At 43.1% G+C, this 19,045-nt stretch carries 18 protein-coding genes; 13 read left to right on the top strand and 5 right to left on the bottom strand.

Annotation, left to right across the window (positions count from 1 at the left end):
• Positions 1–507: 507 nt before the first annotated feature.
• On the top strand, positions 508–1,746 hold the full coding sequence (locus BK126_RS00290) for a saccharopine dehydrogenase family protein (RefSeq protein WP_076310766.1): 1,239 nt from the start codon (positions 508–510) through the stop codon (positions 1,744–1,746).
• 1 nt (position 1,747) lies between these two features.
• Entirely contained in the window at positions 1,748–2,875 is a 1,128-nt protein-coding gene (gene nspC, locus BK126_RS00285; RefSeq protein ID WP_076310765.1) for a carboxynorspermidine decarboxylase, read from the top strand.
• 140 nt (positions 2,876–3,015) lie between these two features.
• Here the strand turns inward: nspC and BK126_RS29680 are convergent, their stop codons facing one another.
• A complete protein-coding gene (locus BK126_RS29680) occupies positions 3,016–3,150 on the bottom strand; it encodes a hypothetical protein (protein ID WP_256209910.1) in 135 nt (44 codons plus the stop codon).
• 49 nt (positions 3,151–3,199) lie between these two features.
• Positions 3,200–3,316: a YjcZ family sporulation protein gene (locus BK126_RS29610; RefSeq protein ID WP_218639238.1), complete on the bottom strand. Its 117-nt coding sequence runs from the start codon at positions 3,314–3,316 to the stop codon at positions 3,200–3,202.
• A 355-nt stretch (positions 3,317–3,671) separates the two neighbouring features.
• Between BK126_RS29610 and BK126_RS00280 the strand changes: the two genes are divergently transcribed.
• Together BK126_RS00280 and BK126_RS00275 are read left to right on the top strand one after the other, a co-directional pair.
• A complete protein-coding gene (locus BK126_RS00280) occupies positions 3,672–4,748 on the top strand; it encodes a glycosyltransferase (RefSeq protein ID WP_076310764.1) in 1,077 nt (358 codons plus the stop codon).
• A gap of 17 nt (positions 4,749–4,765) precedes the next feature.
• Positions 4,766–5,266 carry a PIG-L family deacetylase gene (locus BK126_RS00275; RefSeq protein WP_076310763.1) on the top strand — a complete coding sequence of 167 codons (501 nt, stop codon included), beginning with the start codon at positions 4,766–4,768 and terminating at the stop codon, positions 5,264–5,266.
• A 92-nt stretch (positions 5,267–5,358) separates the two neighbouring features.
• On the opposite strand, the gene BK126_RS00270 is transcribed toward BK126_RS00275, so the two are convergent.
• Both BK126_RS00270 and BK126_RS00265 read right to left on the bottom strand, forming a co-directional pair.
• Positions 5,359–6,111: a glycosyltransferase family 2 protein gene (locus BK126_RS00270; RefSeq protein ID WP_076310762.1), complete on the bottom strand. Its 753-nt coding sequence runs from the start codon at positions 6,109–6,111 to the stop codon at positions 5,359–5,361.
• A gap of 6 nt (positions 6,112–6,117) precedes the next feature.
• Positions 6,118–7,134: a glycosyltransferase family 4 protein gene (locus BK126_RS00265; protein WP_076310761.1), complete on the bottom strand. Its 1,017-nt coding sequence runs from the start codon at positions 7,132–7,134 to the stop codon at positions 6,118–6,120.
• A gap of 195 nt (positions 7,135–7,329) precedes the next feature.
• Here BK126_RS00265 and BK126_RS00260 point away from each other — a divergent pair, with 195 nt between their 5' ends.
• The 6 genes from BK126_RS00260 to BK126_RS29605 all read left to right on the top strand — a co-directional run bounded on the left by BK126_RS00260 (position 7,330) and on the right by BK126_RS29605 (position 12,267).
• The gene (locus BK126_RS00260; protein WP_076310760.1) at positions 7,330–8,319 is read left to right on the top strand and encodes a sugar phosphate nucleotidyltransferase; all 990 of its coding nucleotides are present in this window, start codon (positions 7,330–7,332) and stop codon (positions 8,317–8,319) included.
• Entirely contained in the window at positions 8,316–9,605 is a 1,290-nt protein-coding gene (locus BK126_RS00255) for a UDP-glucose dehydrogenase family protein (RefSeq protein WP_076310759.1), read from the top strand. The genes BK126_RS00260 and BK126_RS00255 overlap by 4 nt, the downstream gene beginning before the upstream one ends.
• 184 nt (positions 9,606–9,789) lie before the next feature.
• Complete coding sequence (locus tag BK126_RS00250; RefSeq protein WP_076310758.1) at positions 9,790–10,155, top strand: GntR family transcriptional regulator; 366 nt, start codon at positions 9,790–9,792, stop codon at positions 10,153–10,155.
• Positions 10,152–11,027, top strand: a complete 876-nt coding sequence (locus tag BK126_RS00245; RefSeq protein ID WP_076310757.1) for an ATP-binding cassette domain-containing protein — start codon at positions 10,152–10,154, stop codon at positions 11,025–11,027. The genes BK126_RS00250 and BK126_RS00245 overlap by 4 nt, the downstream gene beginning before the upstream one ends.
• Entirely contained in the window at positions 11,024–11,740 is a 717-nt protein-coding gene (locus tag BK126_RS00240; RefSeq protein WP_076310756.1) for a hypothetical protein, read from the top strand. The genes BK126_RS00245 and BK126_RS00240 overlap by 4 nt, the downstream gene beginning before the upstream one ends.
• A gap of 182 nt (positions 11,741–11,922) precedes the next feature.
• Positions 11,923–12,267, top strand: coding sequence for a hypothetical protein (locus BK126_RS29605; RefSeq protein WP_076310755.1), 345 nt, complete (start codon positions 11,923–11,925; stop codon positions 12,265–12,267).
• A 50-nt stretch (positions 12,268–12,317) separates the two neighbouring features.
• On the opposite strand, the gene BK126_RS00230 is transcribed toward BK126_RS29605, so the two are convergent.
• Entirely contained in the window at positions 12,318–13,808 is a 1,491-nt protein-coding gene (locus BK126_RS00230) for a glycoside hydrolase family 43 protein (protein WP_076310754.1), read from the bottom strand.
• Between the two features lie 258 nt (positions 13,809–14,066).
• Between BK126_RS00230 and BK126_RS00225 the strand changes: the two genes are divergently transcribed.
• From BK126_RS00225 to BK126_RS00215, 3 genes are all read left to right on the top strand, one after another.
• Positions 14,067–14,780: a hypothetical protein gene (locus tag BK126_RS00225; RefSeq protein WP_076310753.1), complete on the top strand. Its 714-nt coding sequence runs from the start codon at positions 14,067–14,069 to the stop codon at positions 14,778–14,780.
• A 49-nt stretch (positions 14,781–14,829) separates the two neighbouring features.
• The gene (locus BK126_RS00220; protein WP_256702648.1) at positions 14,830–16,236 is read left to right on the top strand and encodes an outer membrane protein assembly factor BamB; all 1,407 of its coding nucleotides are present in this window, start codon (positions 14,830–14,832) and stop codon (positions 16,234–16,236) included.
• Positions 16,237–16,441: 205 nt separating this feature from the next.
• Positions 16,442–18,814 (top strand): helix-turn-helix domain-containing protein, encoded by a 2,373-nt coding sequence (locus BK126_RS00215; RefSeq protein ID WP_076310751.1) that lies wholly within the window; start codon positions 16,442–16,444, stop codon positions 18,812–18,814.
• Positions 18,815–19,045: the final 231 nt, after the last annotated feature.

Below are 19,045 nucleotides of genomic sequence, written 5' to 3'. Positions count from 1 at the left end.
ATCGTAACGGATCTTTCCAGCAGATAATTTTGACCACTCCTGCGATAAAGGTAGGACGTTAAGGCCACACGGACAGCCGGGTCAAATGCCGATCGGCAACTTTCGTTGCCTTATTGATTGAGTTAAAAGCTCAAATTTTATAAGTTGGTTACTTTACAACCTGTGCACTGCACATCAACTTGTGAAACGGTCAATAAGAGTGGAAAAAGTAATTATTTGCTGACAGACTCTGATCCATTATTGATATACTCATAAATATGAATGAGCCTTCTCATGTTCATGTGACCATCCCAGATGGTTATGGAGTAATTATGCTTATTTAATATTTACGATATATCGTAAGCAAGTGTGATGCGCAATTATGCGATTTTTACACTTGCTTTTTTGTTTTGAGAAGCTATGAGTAACATACTTTTCTTGCAAATTTCGCAAGTGGCATACATTCAGCTGGTTTTGGTGGGTGTACTAAATACGGCTTGAAAATTTAATTTGTTAGGAGATATGAGAATGGGAAAAGCACTTATTATTGGCGCCGGCGGCGTAGCATCCGTAGCAGCACACAAATGTGTTCAGAACAGTGAAGTATTCGAAGAAATTTGTATTGCGAGCCGTACCAAATCGAAATGTGATGAGCTGAAAGCAAAATTGGATGGCGGAAAAACGAAAATTACGACAGCTCAAGTCGATGCGAACAACGTAGATGAACTCATTGCTCTAATAAACGAAGTTAAACCGGATATCGTAATGAACCTGGCTTTGCCATATCAAGACCTGACAATTATGGATGCTTGTCTTGCAACGAAGACACATTACATGGATACGGCGAACTACGAGCCGGAAGATACAGCGAAATTTGAATACAAATGGCAATGGGATTACAAAGAGCGCTTCGAGCAAGCAGGGATTACTGCACTTCTCGGAAGCGGCTTTGACCCAGGTGTAACGGGAGTATTCTCCGCTTATGCACTTAAGCATTACTTTGATGAAATTGAATATATCGACATTCTGGATTGTAACGGCGGTGACCACGGTTATCCGTTCGCAACAAACTTCAACCCTGAGATCAACATTCGTGAAGTTTCGGCTAACGGAAGATACTGGGAAAATGGCGAGTGGATTGAAACAAAACCTATGGAAATCAAACGTGTATACGACTTTGCTGAAGTGGGTGAGAAGGATATGTACCTTTTGTACCATGAAGAGCTTGAGTCCCTTGCGAAGAACATTCCTGGCCTGAAGCGTATTCGTTTCTTCATGACATTTGGACAAAGCTACCTTACACATCTGAAGGCACTTGAGAATGTGGGTATGACTTCCATCGAGCCGATCGAATTCGAAGGCAAGCAAATCATTCCATTGCAATTCCTGAAGGCGGTACTGCCAGACCCAGCTTCTCTTGGACCACGTACAGTAGGTAAAACAAACATTGGCTGTATCTTCAAAGGGAAAAAAGATGGCCAAGACAAGACTTACTATGTCTATAACATCTGTGATCACCAAGAATGCTACAAAGAAGTAGGCTCCCAGGCGATTTCTTACACTACGGGTGTTCCTGCGATGATCGGAGCAGCGATGGTGATGACTGGTAAATGGAACAAACCAGGCGTATACAATGTAGAGGAATTCAATCCAGATCCATTCATGGAAGAGTTGAACAAATGGGGACTTCCGTGGGTAGAAGATTTCAATCCGGTGCTTGTAGATCAATTGCCGGAGGAAGCAAAGAAATCGGAGTCTGTTCGCTAAGATGAAGTTCGAGGAACTGCCTACACCCTGTTTTGTAGTCGATGAGGAGCTCATCGAGAACAATCTGAAGATCCTGAATGGTGTGATGCAGCGTACAGGAGCTGAAATTATACTTGCACAAAAAGCATTTTCCATGACTGCAATGTATCCCCTGATCGGAAAATATTTGTGCGGTGCTACAGCGAGCGGTTTGTTTGAAGCACGTTTAGGCTATGAGGAAATGGGCAAACAGAACCATGTATTTGCCCCAGCCTACCGTGAAGATGAGATTGATGAGATTATTTCGATCTGCGATCATATTATTTTTAACTCCTTCTCACAGCTGGAGAAATTCAAGGATAGAGCGCTCAAGGCCGGCAGACAAGTTGGACTTCGTATTAATCCGGAATGCTCCACACAGGAAGGTCATGAAATCTATGATCCATGTTCTCCAGGCTCGAGATTCGGTGCGAAGCACGAGGACTTCCGTGCAGAGCTGCTTGAAGGCGTTTCGGGTCTGCACTTCCATACGCTATGCCAGCAGAACTCTGATGATTTAGAGACGACGCTGAATGCAGTGGAAGAGAAGTTTGGACAGTGGCTGCCACAGATGAAATGGATCAATTTTGGCGGTGGACATCATATTACGAGAGAAGATTATGATATTCCAAGACTTGAAGCATGCATTAAAAGAATGCAGGAGAAGTATGGTCTTAAGGTAATTCTGGAGCCGGGAGAAGCTGTAGCCCTCAACGCAGGCTACTTGGTGACTTCTGTGCTGGATCTTCACAAGAATGGGATGGATATTGCCATTCTTGATACATCGGCAACTTGTCATATGCCGGATGTACTCGAAATGCCTTACCGTCCGCCTCTATTTGGTTCCGGTGAACCGGGAGAGAAGCCATATACCTATCGACTTGGCGGGCAAACCTGCTTGTCTGGTGATGTCATCGGTGATTACTCTTTTGATCAGCCGCTGAAGGGCGGAGATCGACTGGTATTCGGAGATATGGCGATCTATTCCATGGTGAAGACAAATACGTTTAACGGTATGCCATTGCCGGCTATTGCGGTGAAACGTAAAGACGGTAATTGTGAGGTCGTTCGCGAATTCGGATACCAGGATTTCAAGACGAGACTTGCTTAAATCACTTATATATTTAAATTAATCATCAACTAAACTAAAAGCACTAACCTCATTAAATCGTGAGGTTAGTGCTTTATTGTGTTATTTCATAAATCTGAAGCTATCCAGCCTCGATTAAAGAATAGTCAACCTAATCAAGATTAAGATCTTTTATGCTTGTTATGATCTTTGTGGTGACGACGATGTTTACATACGACAAGTGCTTTTTCACCTGGTTTCAAAACGACAACTTTTATTTTTTTTCTTTTAAGAAACTCTTTAACCATTTCGTTCATATTTTTCACCTCCCACTTTGACAGAAGGAGTCACATTATGATTTTCAAATTAAGACCATTTAAAAGCTTTAACAATAATTACAAGCAATATAAACAATACGAGAATGACACCGAGGGTTTTGGAAGAACCATTATCATAGGAAGTTCCTTGAACAGAATTACTCATCACTTGCACCTCCCATCCTGTATCATATTTTCAATTTATGCATCGTTCTATCGATATGATTAAACTATCATCTACTTTTTATTGAATTGTACACATTTACTAGACCTTCACAGAACTGCACAGCAAATTATCGGAGATGTAAATGAGGGAAAAAAACGCATAAAACATGACCACTATAATGATGACGATTTCGATTTCAACAAGGAGCCTTCAGAAGATGAGGGTACTTTTATTGATGTGAAAAAAATGAATAGTATACATAATTAGACGATTTTCCGTGACCTATAATCTATTTACTCCATAGTATGTAGGATAGAGTTTGAGATTCTTACATGGAGTGGGGAGGGGGGGGAGTATGGAAAAGCAATCTATTCGTTTGCTTATGATTATTGATAAATTTGAGATAGGTGGAACTGAGACCTATGTCTCTTCTGTCGTTGAAGAAATGTTAAAGCGAAATCTTACCGTCTTTGTCGCAGGCAAAAAGGGAAGTTTACTATCTAAATTCCAATCGATCGGCTGTCCTACGTATACCAATATGAGAAACCAATCGAGATTCGAGAGCTGGATCAGGAAACATAAGATTAATATCATCAATGCTCACCATGAAACGACAGGCGTACTTGGCAGCCGTCTCAGCAAGAAGTTAAATATCCCCTTTGTCTTCACTATTCATGGAACCTATTATCCACGTTCTTTGATTCTTAGCATAATGAAGAGATGTGATGAGCGCAGCGCTGTGATTAGTGTCAGTCTGCCTGTGAAAAAGTGGCTGGAAGAGAAAAACATATCCTCCATCGTTATACCGAACGGGATAAATACCACCCAATTCACGTACCAAAAAAACAAGAAGCTGCTCAATAAACTAAATATTCCTCAGAAATCAAAAGTGCTCTTATATGTGAGCCGATTGGAAGACGAGAAAGGGGTTATCTGTAAATTGTTTCTTCGCGCGGCGCAGCGATACATGGATACAAGGGATGATGTACATGTTGTTGTCGTTGGCGGAGGTCCGGATCTGAGTGAAGTCAGGAAACAGGCAGCAAGAAAGCATAGTCAGCGAATCCATGTTCTCGGAGAACGTCTTGATACAGTCTCCTTATTTTCTATAAGTGACGTCGTTATCGGTACGGGCCGCGTAGCCCTTGAAGCCATGTCATGCAAGCGCCCGGTCATCGCTATTGGCAGCAAGGGAATCTTTGGAATTTTAAAACCAGAAAACTTCAAAGAAGCTTGGAAATATTATTTCGGAGATCACAAAGCTAAACAAACCGTGCACAGCAGGAGAATCGAGCTTCTAATTGGAAGTGCGCTACACTCAAGTAAATCATCTGCCCAATTGGGAGAAGCAGGACGTGAGTTTGTGATTGCCAAGTTTAATATATCAGCTATTGTCGATAAACTGATGACTTTGTATAACTCTGTATTGTAATCACTGGAGGGAGAGAAATGATAGATAAGCTTATGATTGTCGCCCATCCGGATGATGAGATCATATTCGGAGGGGCTGCTCTGCTCGCGGAAAAAGGCTGGAAAGTGATATGTGTAACAAACGGTCAACATCAAGTCCGCTCCCGGGAGTTCAAACAAGTGATGAAAGATATCGGAGCTGAATTTGAAATGTGGAACTACAGGGATAAATGGGGAGGCGATTTTGACCGCAAAGCACTAAAGAAAGACATCGAAAAAGTAATTAAGGCCAATCCCCAAATCAATAGGATAGTTACGCATAACAAAAAGGGGGAATACGGCCACACACAGCATCAAGCTCTGCATGAAATTGTAAAAGACATTGCACAGGAGAAGCTATATATTTTCAAGCGTTCTGACCAAAAACTCGATAAAGAAGTATTAAATCAGAAATACAAACTGTTAAAACGATATAAGAGTCAGGACATTGGCTGGTTGAAGAAATATATTGAATATGAAAGTGTTCGTAAGCATCGATAACAAATGCATATCCTTCAAAGACTCCTTATGTATCGAGGCTGCTTATCAATTCATGAATGATATGCAGCCTGACACGCGCATAATTGATTCGATTACCTCATTAATCTAGGTCTGGGTTTCATACTGTTCGTCTTAAGCCTGGAGCCGTCATCCGAGAAATAAACGGTTGTAGGCTGTATGAAATCTTCGGTATAGGCAATCAGTTCACATTGTTTCATATAATCTTCGGTCACTTTCTTTTGGGTGTGGGTTTGGATATCCTTTCTGCGGATACAAACATAATTTTCTTTGGAAACGCAGTAAACTCTGTACCCTGCTTCGTAGCATGCCTTTAACCATTTGGCATCAGAACCCCCGATCGTATTCTCTGGAAATTTAATCTCTTTCCAGATCTTTTTACGAAAGAATAAGGTCCCGCCTTTAATTCTTGACCCTTCTACATTTTCTTTCCCTGGACGATATACCATGAGCGCTTTTTTCTCTTCAAAATATAAATAAGTGGAATGCTTCCCAACGATCGGCGCTTTTTTGGCCTTCAGGGCAAGCAGTGATTCTTTCATATAGTGGGCGCCATAATAGTCGTCATCATCGAATTTGGCTATAAATGTACCCTTGGCCCGTGCAATAGCCCAGTTAAGGCATTTACCCAATGTGTATTCTTCCGGGAGTTTGTATACTCTCACATTTTCGTATTTTTTGGCTTTCTTTCTCCATTCCTTGAGGTTCATTTTGTTGTTATTTAAGATAATAATCATTTCCTTGTTCGGCCATTCCTGCCGTTTATAATTCGAGAAAATGTTGTCCATACACTCAGGTCTCATCGTACACGCAATGATGGAAGCCATATTTAGTTACTCAACTCCTTTATCCAGACTGTTTCTTCTCGTATTCCATGTTGAGTTCTTCTTTATTTTATACTCCTTATTGGTTAGAACTTTTTTGTACAGCTTTAAAAAATTGGTCGCCATCACTTTATCTGAATAACGTTTAATTACATACTGACGGCAAGTTCTTGGAGCAGGGAATTTTTTAGCGCGGACTTTACGGGACATTTCATTTACATCATTACATAATAACTGCGGCAAGCCTCTTAGCACCTCAGGGACCGCTCCTGCCTTTCTAAAACCGAGTACTGGAGTGCCGCAGGCCAAAGCTTCGATAAGAACCAGACCAAAGGGTTCATTCCATGTCGATGTGAAAAGGACACAGCTCGCCTCGGATAACAATTTCATCTTCTCTGTGCCGCCTACAGGCCCGACATATCTGATTTTGTCATTTAAGTGTGGCTTGATTCTCTCATTGAAATATTCCTCATACTTTGGTTTATTGTTAAAGGTTCCAGCAATAATAAGCTCTTTTCCAGTTTTTTGTGCAACTTCTACAGCGAGGTGAACGCCTTTTTCGTTCATGATTCTTCCCAAAAAAAGCAGATAGCTCTTTTTCTTCTGCTTATAAGGGTAGTCGCTGACACGTATCCCGTTATGCACGAAGTATCCTTTTTTATTTCTGTCACGTATTTTTTTGCTGACGAATACGGGGATCTGAATATCTTTGGCTTTCTTCGAATGAGAATTTCGAATAGTGGGGATCGGGGGGTTGGCTCTGGCTACAATTCCGTAATGATCGTGGATAATGTCTACATCGGATGGCATGTTTTTGATTATAAAATCCAATTGTTCATCTTTATCGTCCGTAGGATATTCGAATGTTTTCGTTGCATGGCACTTCGATCCTTTTTTGGCAAACAGAATGACTTCATGACCCCTTCGAACTAACTCTTCTGTAAGGTAATGAATATCTCGCTGTGTACCGCCGTAATCTTCCGGTGGGACGGGCAGGGAATTTGTTGATACTTGAACGATTTTCAAAGTATGGAATACCTCCTCAAATAACTGTAAATTTTCTTTTGACTATCTTATGCGGATAAATTAGGGATGGAATGGGCCCCTTGCAAGGACTTTCTATGCGATTACCTCGTGCGGATAGTAGATAGACATCCAATCCAAATCTATTGAATTTACATAGAGTATAAGGAGAAAGTAATAGAGAGGAGAGAAATCATATTGAAGGGATTAATATTATGTGCAGGAAAAGGCTCGCGATTGTATCCGTTCACGATATCTTATCCGAAAACCTTAATTCCCGTTGCAAATGTACCCTTACTGCATGGGTGCATCGAAAAATTAACAGAGCAAAATATATCTGAAATCGGAATCGTGATTCATCCTTCTCAGGAGTCTATTATCAAAGAGAGTTTACAGAAAATAAGTCACTGGAATATCAGCATTACTTATATTTACCAGCAGAAGCCGGAGGGAATTGCGAACGCATTGCTGCAGGCAAAGGATTTCATTGGCCAGGATCCCTTCATTTTACTGCTTGGAGACAATCTAATCTCCATTTCGTTATCAAAATTAAAACAGCAAGTACAGCTGCAGGGTAACGACGCTGCACTGTTATTAGCAGAAGTAGAGAACCCCCAGGATTATGGCATTGCTGAGGTCGTCGGTGAGAAGATCGTGATGCTGGAAGAGAAACCGAAGAACCCTAAATCCAATCTAGCTGTGCTCGGAGCGTATGTATTCTCTCCTTCTATTTTTAAGGCATCTGAAATGGTCAAGCCTTCGGCCAGAGGTGAATATGAAATTACGGACGCTATTCAATGGTTGATTCAAAATGACTATCCGGTGTCCTTCGATAAAGCAGAGGTTTCCAATATTGATGTCGGAACAATGGATCGATGGATCGGGGCCAATCGAAAAATGCTGCAAGAAATGCCATATGAAAATAATATTCATCCTTCCGTTGTTCTAAAAAATACGAAAATCCATCCACCTGTTTCGATTGATCACGGCAGTATCCTTGAAAATGCTGTCATTGGACCTTATGTCTCTATCGGAGAGGGATCTACGGTTAAGGACTGTGTAATTGAAGACAGCATTCTTCTTAGCCATGTTCATCTGAATAAACTTTCTCACCCCATTTCGAAAATGATAATTGGATCCGGCTCTGCATTGGTTGGAACGGAAGAAGAGGGAGGAGGAGTGGAGTGAAGATACTTGTTATTGGCACAGGGTATGTTGGTACGACGACAGCCTTGGTATTTGCGGAAATGGGCTGGAAGGTGACGGGATTGGATACGGACAGCCGTAAACTCAATCAATTGAAGCAAGGAATCCTATATTTCCATGAACCTGGACTGACAGAGCTGCTGCAAAAGCATAATCAACTTGGAAATATCAACTTTACCTCTGACAAGAAGGAAGCTATAGAGAATAACGATGTTATTTTTATATGTGTAGGTACTCCTTCCCTTGCAGATGGAAGTGCGGATTTGACTTATGTGAAGCAGGTTGCTCAAGATATCGGTCAACATATGAACGGCTATAAACTGGTTGTGAACAAGAGTACGGTTCCTGTTGGAACACAGGAAAAAGTTACGGAGTGGATCCGTGAGACTCAAAACGTGTATCCGTTTGATGTTGCTTCTAATCCTGAGTTCCTACGCGAAGGCATGGCATTAGAAGATTCCTTAAATCCCGATCGAATTGTAATTGGTACGACAAATGATGCAGCAGCGAAGCAGCTGCGAACGCTGTATTCTTCTATGAAATGTGTAACCATCGAAACAACTCCTCGAACTGCTGAACTTATAAAATATGCTTCAAATGCGTTCCTCGCTACGAAAATTTCCTTTATGAATGAGCTATCGAGATTAAGTGACAAGCTGGATGTTAATATCAAGGATGTCGCTGAAGGAATGGGGTATGATACAAGAATTGGAGCGAGGTTCTTACAGGCAGGGATCGGCTATGGTGGTTCATGTTTTCCAAAAGATGTAGCGGCATTGGTTCATAAGGCAGAAGAGGAAGGCATGGAGCTGCAGATACTGAAACAGGTGATGAACGTAAATGAAACACAATATTTATATTTACTGGACAAAGCTAAAGCGCAGCTTGGAGACTTTTCGGGCAAAAAGGTAGCAGTATTGGGCTTGGCGTTTAAACCCGATACAGATGACATTCGGGAAGCACCTTCTCTGCGGTTAATTCAGCAATTGATGGATCATCATGCTGCTATTCATTTGTTTGATCCGATTGCCAAGCTGCCTGCTGAATCAAAATATGATAAGGTTAATATTGCTCATACACCGGAGGAAGTCTTTAACGATGCAGATGCCGTGTTCATATGTACAGAATGGCCGATATTTACAAGCATTGATTGGATGATGCTGCACTCGCATATGAAGCAGCCTAATATTTTTGATGGCCGAAATATGCTTGATGCACAATGGATGAAATCATTAGGATATCATTATCAAGGTATTGGGTATAAGTAACACTCGCGAATGATGATGGCAATAAATAGGAGTATAAAAGCTTCACGAGCCGCCTTTTATGTAAAAGGCGGCTCTTTTTCCGCTATTCTCCATTTACATTCCAAATATTGTATAGTATAGTTGGTTATACAAGTAGCCAACCAACCAACAGATAAAGTGTAATGGCAAGAAAGGAGGACTGTTTTTGAGAGGTTTGTTGGATGAATCCCAACCCATTTTCCAACAAATTGCCCAAATGATCATAGATGATATTGTATCTGGTCTATTAAAGGAAGAGGAGCGAGTTCCTTCTGAGAATGAGCTGTCCCGGTTTTACAACATCAACCGCGCTACGGCCCGTAAGGGGCTGCAAGCCTTAGTTGATGCTGACATTCTATACAAACAGAGAGGAATCGGAATGTTTGTACAAGAAGGGGCGAGAGATCGGGCATTGCGGGACAAACAAAAGAATTTTCGCGAAGATTATATTCGGCCGCTGCTAGAAGAAGCGATGCGAATCGGTATGACGGTGGAGCAGGTCATTGAATGGATTAAGGAGGAGAAAGAATGATCTCATTAAGTAATGTTTCATATGCTTACGATGAAACTCCAGTGATCAAGAGCTTTTCTTACGACGAACATGATCCAATCATAACAGGACTATGGGGACGAAATGGTGCAGGCAAGACAACGTTGATGAAGCTGCTTGCAGGGCATCAGAAGCCAATAGACGGCACGGTTAAGATCATGGGACACCAGCCTTACAATAATGAGAAAGCACAGAAGCATTTGTGCTACATGCAGGAAGATCATCCCTTTAGTGATATTTGGACTGTAGGTGATGCCTTGAGGTTCTATCGATATTTCAATCCGAACTGGAATCAGAACTTGGCCGAACAACTGCTTGAGACATTTAGATTACATCATAAGAAAAAGACAAAGAAGCTGTCTACTGGTATGAAAACCGCTCTCCAGGTCGTAATTGGCCTGGCCAGCCAGGCAGACGTTACTATTTTGGATGAACCGACGAATGGATTGGATGCAGGTATGCGGAAGGAGTTCTATAAGCTAATGCTGGCTAGCTATGACGCGCATCCTCGTCTAATTCTCATATCGACCCATCAGATTGAGGAATTGCAGCCTTTGTTAGAATCGATCGTTGTCGTTCATGACGGGAAGCCACTAATGCACGAATCGATGGACAGTGTCAGAGAAAGAGGGATCTGGTTAACCGGTGAGATCGACAAAGTAAATGAGCTGGTAGGCAGTCAGAGAGTCTACGAAGAGAATATTATGGGTTCTCTGAAGAAGGTTATGATTGACGCGCCATTATCAAGTGAGTGGAAAGAGAGAGCCAAGTTAAGCGGTGTTACCTTGGAGAAAGCACAGTTGCAGGACTATTTGCTGAATATAACGGAGAGAGTGAAGGAGGGTATGCGATGAACAGTGCCCAAGGAACATTTCGTTTGTTGTATGAGGATGCTGCATGGTTTATGGGAAAGCTTCTATTACTATACGTCACGCTTCCGCTAACAGTGGCTTGGATTCTAGTTGGAATCTCCTTTGATTTAAGCGAGACGCTTAGTACCATTGCTGCACCAGCCTATTTTTTCTTCATTCCGTTCTACGGTATTATGGGATTTAAGAGTCTTCTGCCCATTGGTGTTAGTCTCGGTAGCACGCGCACTCAAATCCTCAGAAGCTTCTATGGAGTCGGACTTATTGCTGTATTCGTATATGTATTGATCTTGAATGTACTACAGGGGGTTATTTGGACACTGTATGATCAGGGGATCAGTTCGGTAAGGATTTTACATCCAGGAATACTATATTCAAGTGAATATCAATTTCTGCCTTACTTGTGGATTGATCTTATGTCTAGCTTGGTCCTGTTCAGCGGTGCATTCTTTATTTACAGTATTATGTATCGACTGGGTATGAAATGGACGTTAATTGGTGCAATGATTATGGGGATTGCCGGGATGTTCCTGTATTATTCAGGAGCGCTGGATGCACCATTCGATTGGATATCAAACTTAAATGTTAAGGTGATGAGCGGGTTTACTGTGGCTGGAATTATTGGCTTGATCGCATTGTTTGCTACGTATCCTATGATGCGAAATGCTTCCTTACAGCCAAAAGCGAATCGAGAATAAAGATAATAGTGAAAGAAGAGTGAGGCAGTCGGATAAACGGCTGCTTTTTTTGCGTGTAGTCAAGTTCGATGTATAATTCATATCGTCTACATTTATGGTAGAATGTTACATGTTAAGGAGCTTGTCATTATGAGAAGGCTTATTCATTGTGTGTATAATTTGAATATATTAAGGAGTTATATATGAGTAAAAATAAAATGATCAATTGGTTTGCTCTAGGAGATACCGATTATAAATATCTGATTTCATTAGTGTTCTATGCCGGACTAGCTATCTCACTGTATTACTCTTATATTTTCGGAAAGGCCCTATCCGTCTTATTTCCAACTACGGTTACGGAGTCAACTGGATTTCACACGTATTCGAGTGTAGAAGCCCCAAATTACGTAATTGGAATGATCGGGGGAATCTTTTTTTTCTTTGTTTGTATGATCATTTGGAAGCTATTGTGTGAACTATTGCTGCTCGTCTTTGAAAGCTTACGAATATACATAGATAGTAAGAAAATGAAGGAACACTCGGATTAACACGCAAAAAGGGACAGATGCACTCATGCACCTGCCCCTTTTTTTAAACCTTATTCATATTTACAACTGAATTCAGTAAACTCAGCAGATCCACCTTTACCACAAGCATATAAACCAATGACTACACCCGTAAATCCTCCAGCGACCTCTGAGGATAGGTATTTGGTCTGCGCTGTTCCGAGCGGGATTTGTTGATCTCCTTGCTGAAGGAAGAAGCTGTAACGCTCTGGAAGAGCTTGTATAAGAAGTGTAGCATGATTGCTGTCTTCCACAGGAATGATTGTTTGGATCAATTTGATATCCCCAATGTTAAGACGCTCAATGACCTCATAGCCTTGTTCAATCTGACGGATTGCCAGATCATAACGATGGTTCTCATCCATATATAGAGTGATTCCTGCTTCACCGCTTGTAAGGGCGACATCACAAGAAATAGTTGCATTAAAATCTCTTTGTCGTATTCCTATAAAGGTTGGAGATGCGGCTTGATCTAATGTGACTTCAGTCCCTTTGAGCGTCAGTTTATCCGTCCCCAGTTCATAATTCTCGAAATGAGGGTGACGCAGATAGCACCAATCCAAGCCCCATTCTGTATTCTCGAAGGTATACTCTTTCTTCTCATTCTGAACAACGTGCTCTGGGATGCGGTTGGTCTCAAAGCTTGTTAGTGTCGTACCGTTGTGACCTGCAGTAAACCATCCATCCTCACCAAAAGTAACCGGCGTCAGGAAGACTTCGCGTCCCAAGTGGTGGTAAGGAATCCATTTGCCAATCTGGCGGAAGCCCAGGTGGAAGAGCCACCAGTTTCCCTCCTGATCCTGAACCAAGTCACCATGGCCGACGGCCTGAACTTCATAACCACCCAAATTACGGTTTGTCAGAACCGGATTATGCGCGTAGGGTTCAAAAGGACCGTGAAGTGAAGAAGAGCGGGCATAGGTCTCCATATGACCAAATTCCGTTCCGCCTTCAGCAGCTAATAAATAATACCAGTCATTTATTTTGTACATATGCGGGCTTTCAAGAAAACGCCCTCCTGTACCTTTCCAAATATGGCGGCTAGGAGATAATTTGCGGCCCGTCTCAATATCAATCTCACATTGAAGAATGACACCTGTACCGTCGTCGTCGCTTCCATTGCTCATGAAGTAGGCTTTGCCGTCTTCAAAGTACAGATCTGGGTCGATACCGCCCTGATCAATATAGATCGGATCAGACCACTCCCCATAAATATCATCTGTCCAGACATAAAAATTCTGATGTGTCGTATCGTTTGTGGTGGTCATATAGAAGCGGCCATTGTTATGTCGTATGGTAGGGGCAAAAACGCCGCCTGAGCTGTTCACCTTATCCAGCATGACTTGGCTTTTTCTTGTGAGTACATGTCCGATCTGATTCCAATTGATCAGGTCCTTACTCTCAAAGAGCGGAACACCGGGAAAAAACTGAAACGAACTGGTAACAAGATAGTAGGTATCATCTACTTTACAGACACTCGGGTCAGGGTAGAAGCCTTTGATAATCGGGTTGTTATATTTCATAAGTCACCTCAAGTATGTATAGATATAGTGGATTTAGAAAGCGTTAACGAAACCGTTTTAGTAAACCGAGTTCATTATATCATCCATGGTTTGATTCGGGCAATGGACTAACTTGCGATTTTATAGTTCTTCGATTATCTGCTTCTTTTAGTAGAGATAGTTGGCAGGATTTGGGTTTGAGATATAGAATTGTGAATACGGGGAATCCTCCGTCGTTACAGCAACATCAGAAAATATAAGCTCAAGGTGGAGATCAAGATGACACAGCAAACGAAACGCAGCCGTATGATGATGTTCACACTTCTCGCCGTCATTTTACTCTCTGCTACTATCTTTTTTGCAGCCATATTTATGATTGAAAGTCCGGGCGGCATCGCTGATCGCCGATTATCAGAGGCAGTTGGCATGAATGAGGATTTTTTGAAAATTCCAATCGGCAAGACACCGGAAGCAGCAGTAGAACAATTTAGAGGAGGCAGTTCATCCCCGTATGTGATACATCAAGAACCTGTGGACGAAGGGATGCTGCTATTCAAGACAAGCACGAGACAAGAAAGCACCAATTTACAGGTCGAATATGTCAGGAATACCTGGCTCGGCTGGAAATGGGTATGGGGAGGTGGTTTCTCAAACAGTGAAGCCTCTGATAAACCTTCTGCTGTCCATTATATGAGTTTACCTGAATTGAAGGGCGTTTCCACTCCTTTTCCCATGTTATTTGGATACGTATTTGATCCCTCTATCGTGAGAATCACGGTTGAAACAATGAAGGACGGTAGTAATGAGGCGAAGCAAATAAAGGTGGGGCCTGATGAGCACCTATGGTTCGTGCTTCTCCCTTCGTCAGCAGATATGCCGTATGAGATTAAGGGCTATGATGAATCCGGAGAACAGATTGCTAGCAAGATGATAGATGATCCGAATGACAGCGGCATCTTCGATCTGGGAACAACGGCTTCCTCTGCTCCATAATAGGGCGAATGAAGTCTAGTCACGATAATGCACGATTTAGGGAGGGCAAATGATGGTTAGCTCTAACAAAAATGATCGGATCATAAAAAACAAACAGAAGCGAATCAGGAGAGTGATTGCATGTATAACCGCTGGCGTACTGACTATTCATGGCGCAAACATCCTGCCAACTTCTTACGTTAGTGCAGACAAGGCAGATGTTTCTGTACGCACCTGGTATTCCGGTTCTACAATTAAAGTCCCTGAATTGAAACCAGCCTGGACACTCCAAGTTGATAGTGGTCTGGAGCAGAGTCAGGGCACAGGAGTTCAGGCTATTGCTGAAGAGGGTAATGTGTTCGCATTCTCCGGCAATAAGTTGATCGCAGTTGACGCGCAAACGGGTAAACGGCTATGGAGTTACGGTAACGGAAGACATTTGAATCGACTCATCACGTATGATCAAGGGATCGTATATGGAATGACAACGGATAAGAAGCCTTATGCTCTCCATGCAAAGACGGGTAAATTAAAGTGGCAGGCACAGTCATCCACCCATGTTGATGCAGGGGAACTGACGGAAGCGTTAGTACCCACTTCAGATACATTATATGCGATCAATGGCAGTACCACCTTTGCATTTGATAAATCATCAGGCAAGCTCAAGTGGAAGGCGGATGAAGAGAAGGCTGAAGGAAATGGCACTGCTTATCTTGAAGAAGCGGATGGCGTGGTGCTTAGAACCTTCTTCGTTCAAGGAGCACTCACATCCATTCAACTAAATGCATACGACAAGAAGACGGGAAAAGAGCTGTGGGAAGATTTTGGTCAAGGTGATGCTCTCAAGATTCAAGACGGAATCGTTTATTCGATAGACTATTACTCACCGATGCTGACGGATTATCAGTCTCTGCCCGATCGCAAGGTGATCGTAAATGCGTTTAACCTGAAGACCGGTGTGAAGAAGGGAAGCCGGGAGTACATGTGGAAGCTGGCTGGTGAACCACCGTATAGTTACCATTCGGGAGATGCCTACCTTGCGGGGGACAAGCTGTACATTGAGCAAGGCGATAAAGTCGCAGTATACAATTTTAACAGCTACAAGGCTGGAGAGGGCCCGCTCCGCAGCTTGCAGCGTCCTGATGGAGACAGATTGGACATGCTCGGAGTTGTGCAGGAACGACTCCTATTCAAGGATGCTTCAGGGAAATTAGTCGGCGTTAAGCTGGCGAACGGTCAGAGGATTGGATGGTATGGGGACGCGCCTGTGGCTCATATTGATGTGTACGGGAATGAAATCTATATGGCACAGCGTAACGGAACCCTGCTCGGTATTCATATGATGAAATCTAAACCCGTTTTCCGAGTCAAGACAGGAGCTGATCTGCATGAGGCGACCCTTAAGACAAACGGAATGATTATTATACAGGCAGAAGGCAGGCTGATGGGAGTAAAGGTGCCCGCATCAATGCGATAATGTAAGTTACAGATTATAGTATGAATTTGGCACTACCGCTTATGCGGTGGTGCTTTTTTAGTTCAAAAATCAGATCATTTGCTGCGTCACAAGAGGTTTTCACACCAATTTATGGAATATATTGCTCATCTGCTGGCTGTGAATTCCCAGGAGGCAGCCATATATAGGGTGAATTTATTATGATCTAAAGGGAGGAGCCAAGATTATGCCTACTTATATGATGCATCTGCTGCGTTTCAGCTTGTTCCTAGGACTGATTCCGGTCCTGACAATGGGCTTCTTATCTTATTACATTGCTGCTGGTGATGTTGAACAGAAGGTATTAGCCAGCAACACACAGCTGCTTCGGCGCAATGAACAGCAGATTGACGACATGCTGAAAGGACTGGAGCGCTCTACACTACAGCTGGCGAGCTCACCTCTTATGAAGCAAGCGTTACAAGAGAAATGGACACCAGCTCATTTTCAGGAGATTCGAGAGATGTCTTCAGCTTTGTCCAATTTGCAGACCCCGGTCATGACCTCGGAGGCTTATTTTATCCATCTCGGGAATGGTACAGTTACAGGACTGGATCGCTTTCAGAGCCTGGATCAATTCAAGGATAGAGACTTAATTATGAATTATGCTTCCCATGCCAGCAGTCTATTCATGGATACATCGAGCAGCGAAATCTACACAACGTGGGTCCAAAAAATCCCCCTGTTTCCTATGCGTACGGGTCCAAAAGGGCTTATCGTCGTGAAGATGCCTAAGAAGCATATGGCAGAACGTTTGTCCAAAGCAACAGAGCTGGGATCGCAATATATTATCGATGCGAAAGGGAGACTGATCCTTGGCTCCATCCCGGACTCCTGGCAGAAGGAGCTGGATTCAGCGGTCAATACGGAAGTGCTCAGCAGTCTGAAAAATACAGGAATGACAAAGCAATCAGAAGCCTATTCATTTCGGACTCAAGTGGATGGCGCTCAATATAACGTAATCTTTCTTCATTCGGCTTCGTACGGATGGACTCATGTATCTGTCACCTCTGTTGAGGCCATGACCAAGCAAACGCAGCATATCGCGTGGATTACAGCCATGGTCAGCGGCGTCGTTTTAGTCGTCATTTTTGTTACCGCTTACATTTGGAGCCGGCGCATGTACAAGCCGATTCATCGCTTGGTCGAATACTCTCGTCAAACGGATATCGGGCCCGATCAGAATGCTCAGCCTGCTGGTTTAAATGAACTCCACTATATAGAACAAAGCATTCGCAGGCTCTCTTCCTCAAGAACGGAGCTTCAAGCACAGCTGTCTACGCATACGGAGCATATGAGTGAATCACTGATGCTGATGCTGTTATCTAATCGAATACAGGCGGATGAATTTGTGAAGCGTTCCTCCAGATGCGGTTTCCCTAAGTCTTGGCAAGCCTTATCGGTGATGAAGATACAGATTGATACCTTCCATCTAAGCAAATATGACGAGCATAATTTGGAGCTGCTGCTGTATGCCATAAATAATATGGTAGCAGAATTAATCAGTCCAGCTTCCAGATTTGCTCCGGTTATACTCGACCATGCTCAAGTCACGCTGCTAATTGAACCGCCCAATAGTGCTGAGAATGCGCAGGGGAATGATCTATTCTACCAAACGGCGGTGCAATTGAAAGACCAGATCGAAAGCTATTTGCAGCTGCAAATCAGTATTGGTCTCAGCCGGTCCTTCCAGGACTTGTCTGCTGCGCCTGAAGCTTATATGGAATCCGCCTCTGCCCTAAGGCAGCGGATGGTGCCGGATGCAGGCTGCATCATACGTTACACGCCACAGCGAGCAGATCAATCAGACGGCAGAACTCCATATGCCAAGCTGCGGGAGATTGAAGAACATATTCTGTATTCACTGAGGAAAAGAGAACAGGATCAGCTCTCGCTCGCAATGGAGCTCTACCTGAACGAAATTACGGAAAATCGGACCTTTCAACAGGAGCTCAATATCCTGCTCATTAAATTGGCCATGCGAATTATTGAAACAGCGCAGACACAAGAGCTGGAATTACATCTGGGCGGAACGCTAAGCGGAGAGAAGCTGCTATCTAAGCTGACCAAGCTGAATACAAAGGAAGATATACGATATTGGTTCGAACAGCAGCTCTTCATGCCTATTATTCATGCCATGGAACAGCAGGCGGAGGAACAGCAGGTAAGAATTGCGAGCCGTATGCTGGAAATGATTCATTCCAGATTTGATCAGGACATTACGCTGGAGTCGTGCGCTGCTGAATTGAACTACCACCCTTTTTATCTGAGCAGAGTATTTAAGAAAGATGTCGGCATGCCGTTCAGTGAATATTTAACTTCCTATCGGATGAGCCAGGCAAAGCTGCTGTTGGAGAATACGAGTCTGCTCGTGTCCGATATCGGACGTAAGCTGAAGTATGCCAATACGAGTGCCTTCATACGAACCTTTCGAAAATGGGCAGGAATGACGCCAGGGCAATATCGGGAGCAGTATGAACGAAGCACAGTGCGAACGAAGGCGGAGCCGGAACTGGAACTGAAGCGGGAGCGAGAGCCCAAGTTAGAACCAGAACGTTAGCGATGAGCTTTTAGGTCCGCATTGGCTATACCTTATATCCTGCATACTGAAGGTTATGGGGGAGTTATTGAGCGTTAATTAGTCGTGCTCTGCAACAAATGAATGGAAGGTTATGAAATGATCATTTCCTGTCATCCCGTTGATCTGCATAATTATCCCTAATCTAATGCAGAAGGGGGAGGAAGATCATCAAGTACCGGTCAGAATTAGCGGATGCCAAGCCGGATGCGG

It is taken from the genome of Paenibacillus sp. FSL H7-0326 (assembly GCF_001955535.1).
GTDB lineage: Bacteria > Bacillota > Bacilli > Paenibacillales > Paenibacillaceae > Paenibacillus > Paenibacillus shunpengii.
Note: the sequence above shows the minus strand (reverse complement) of the source record. Positions and strands in the feature narration are given on the sequence as shown.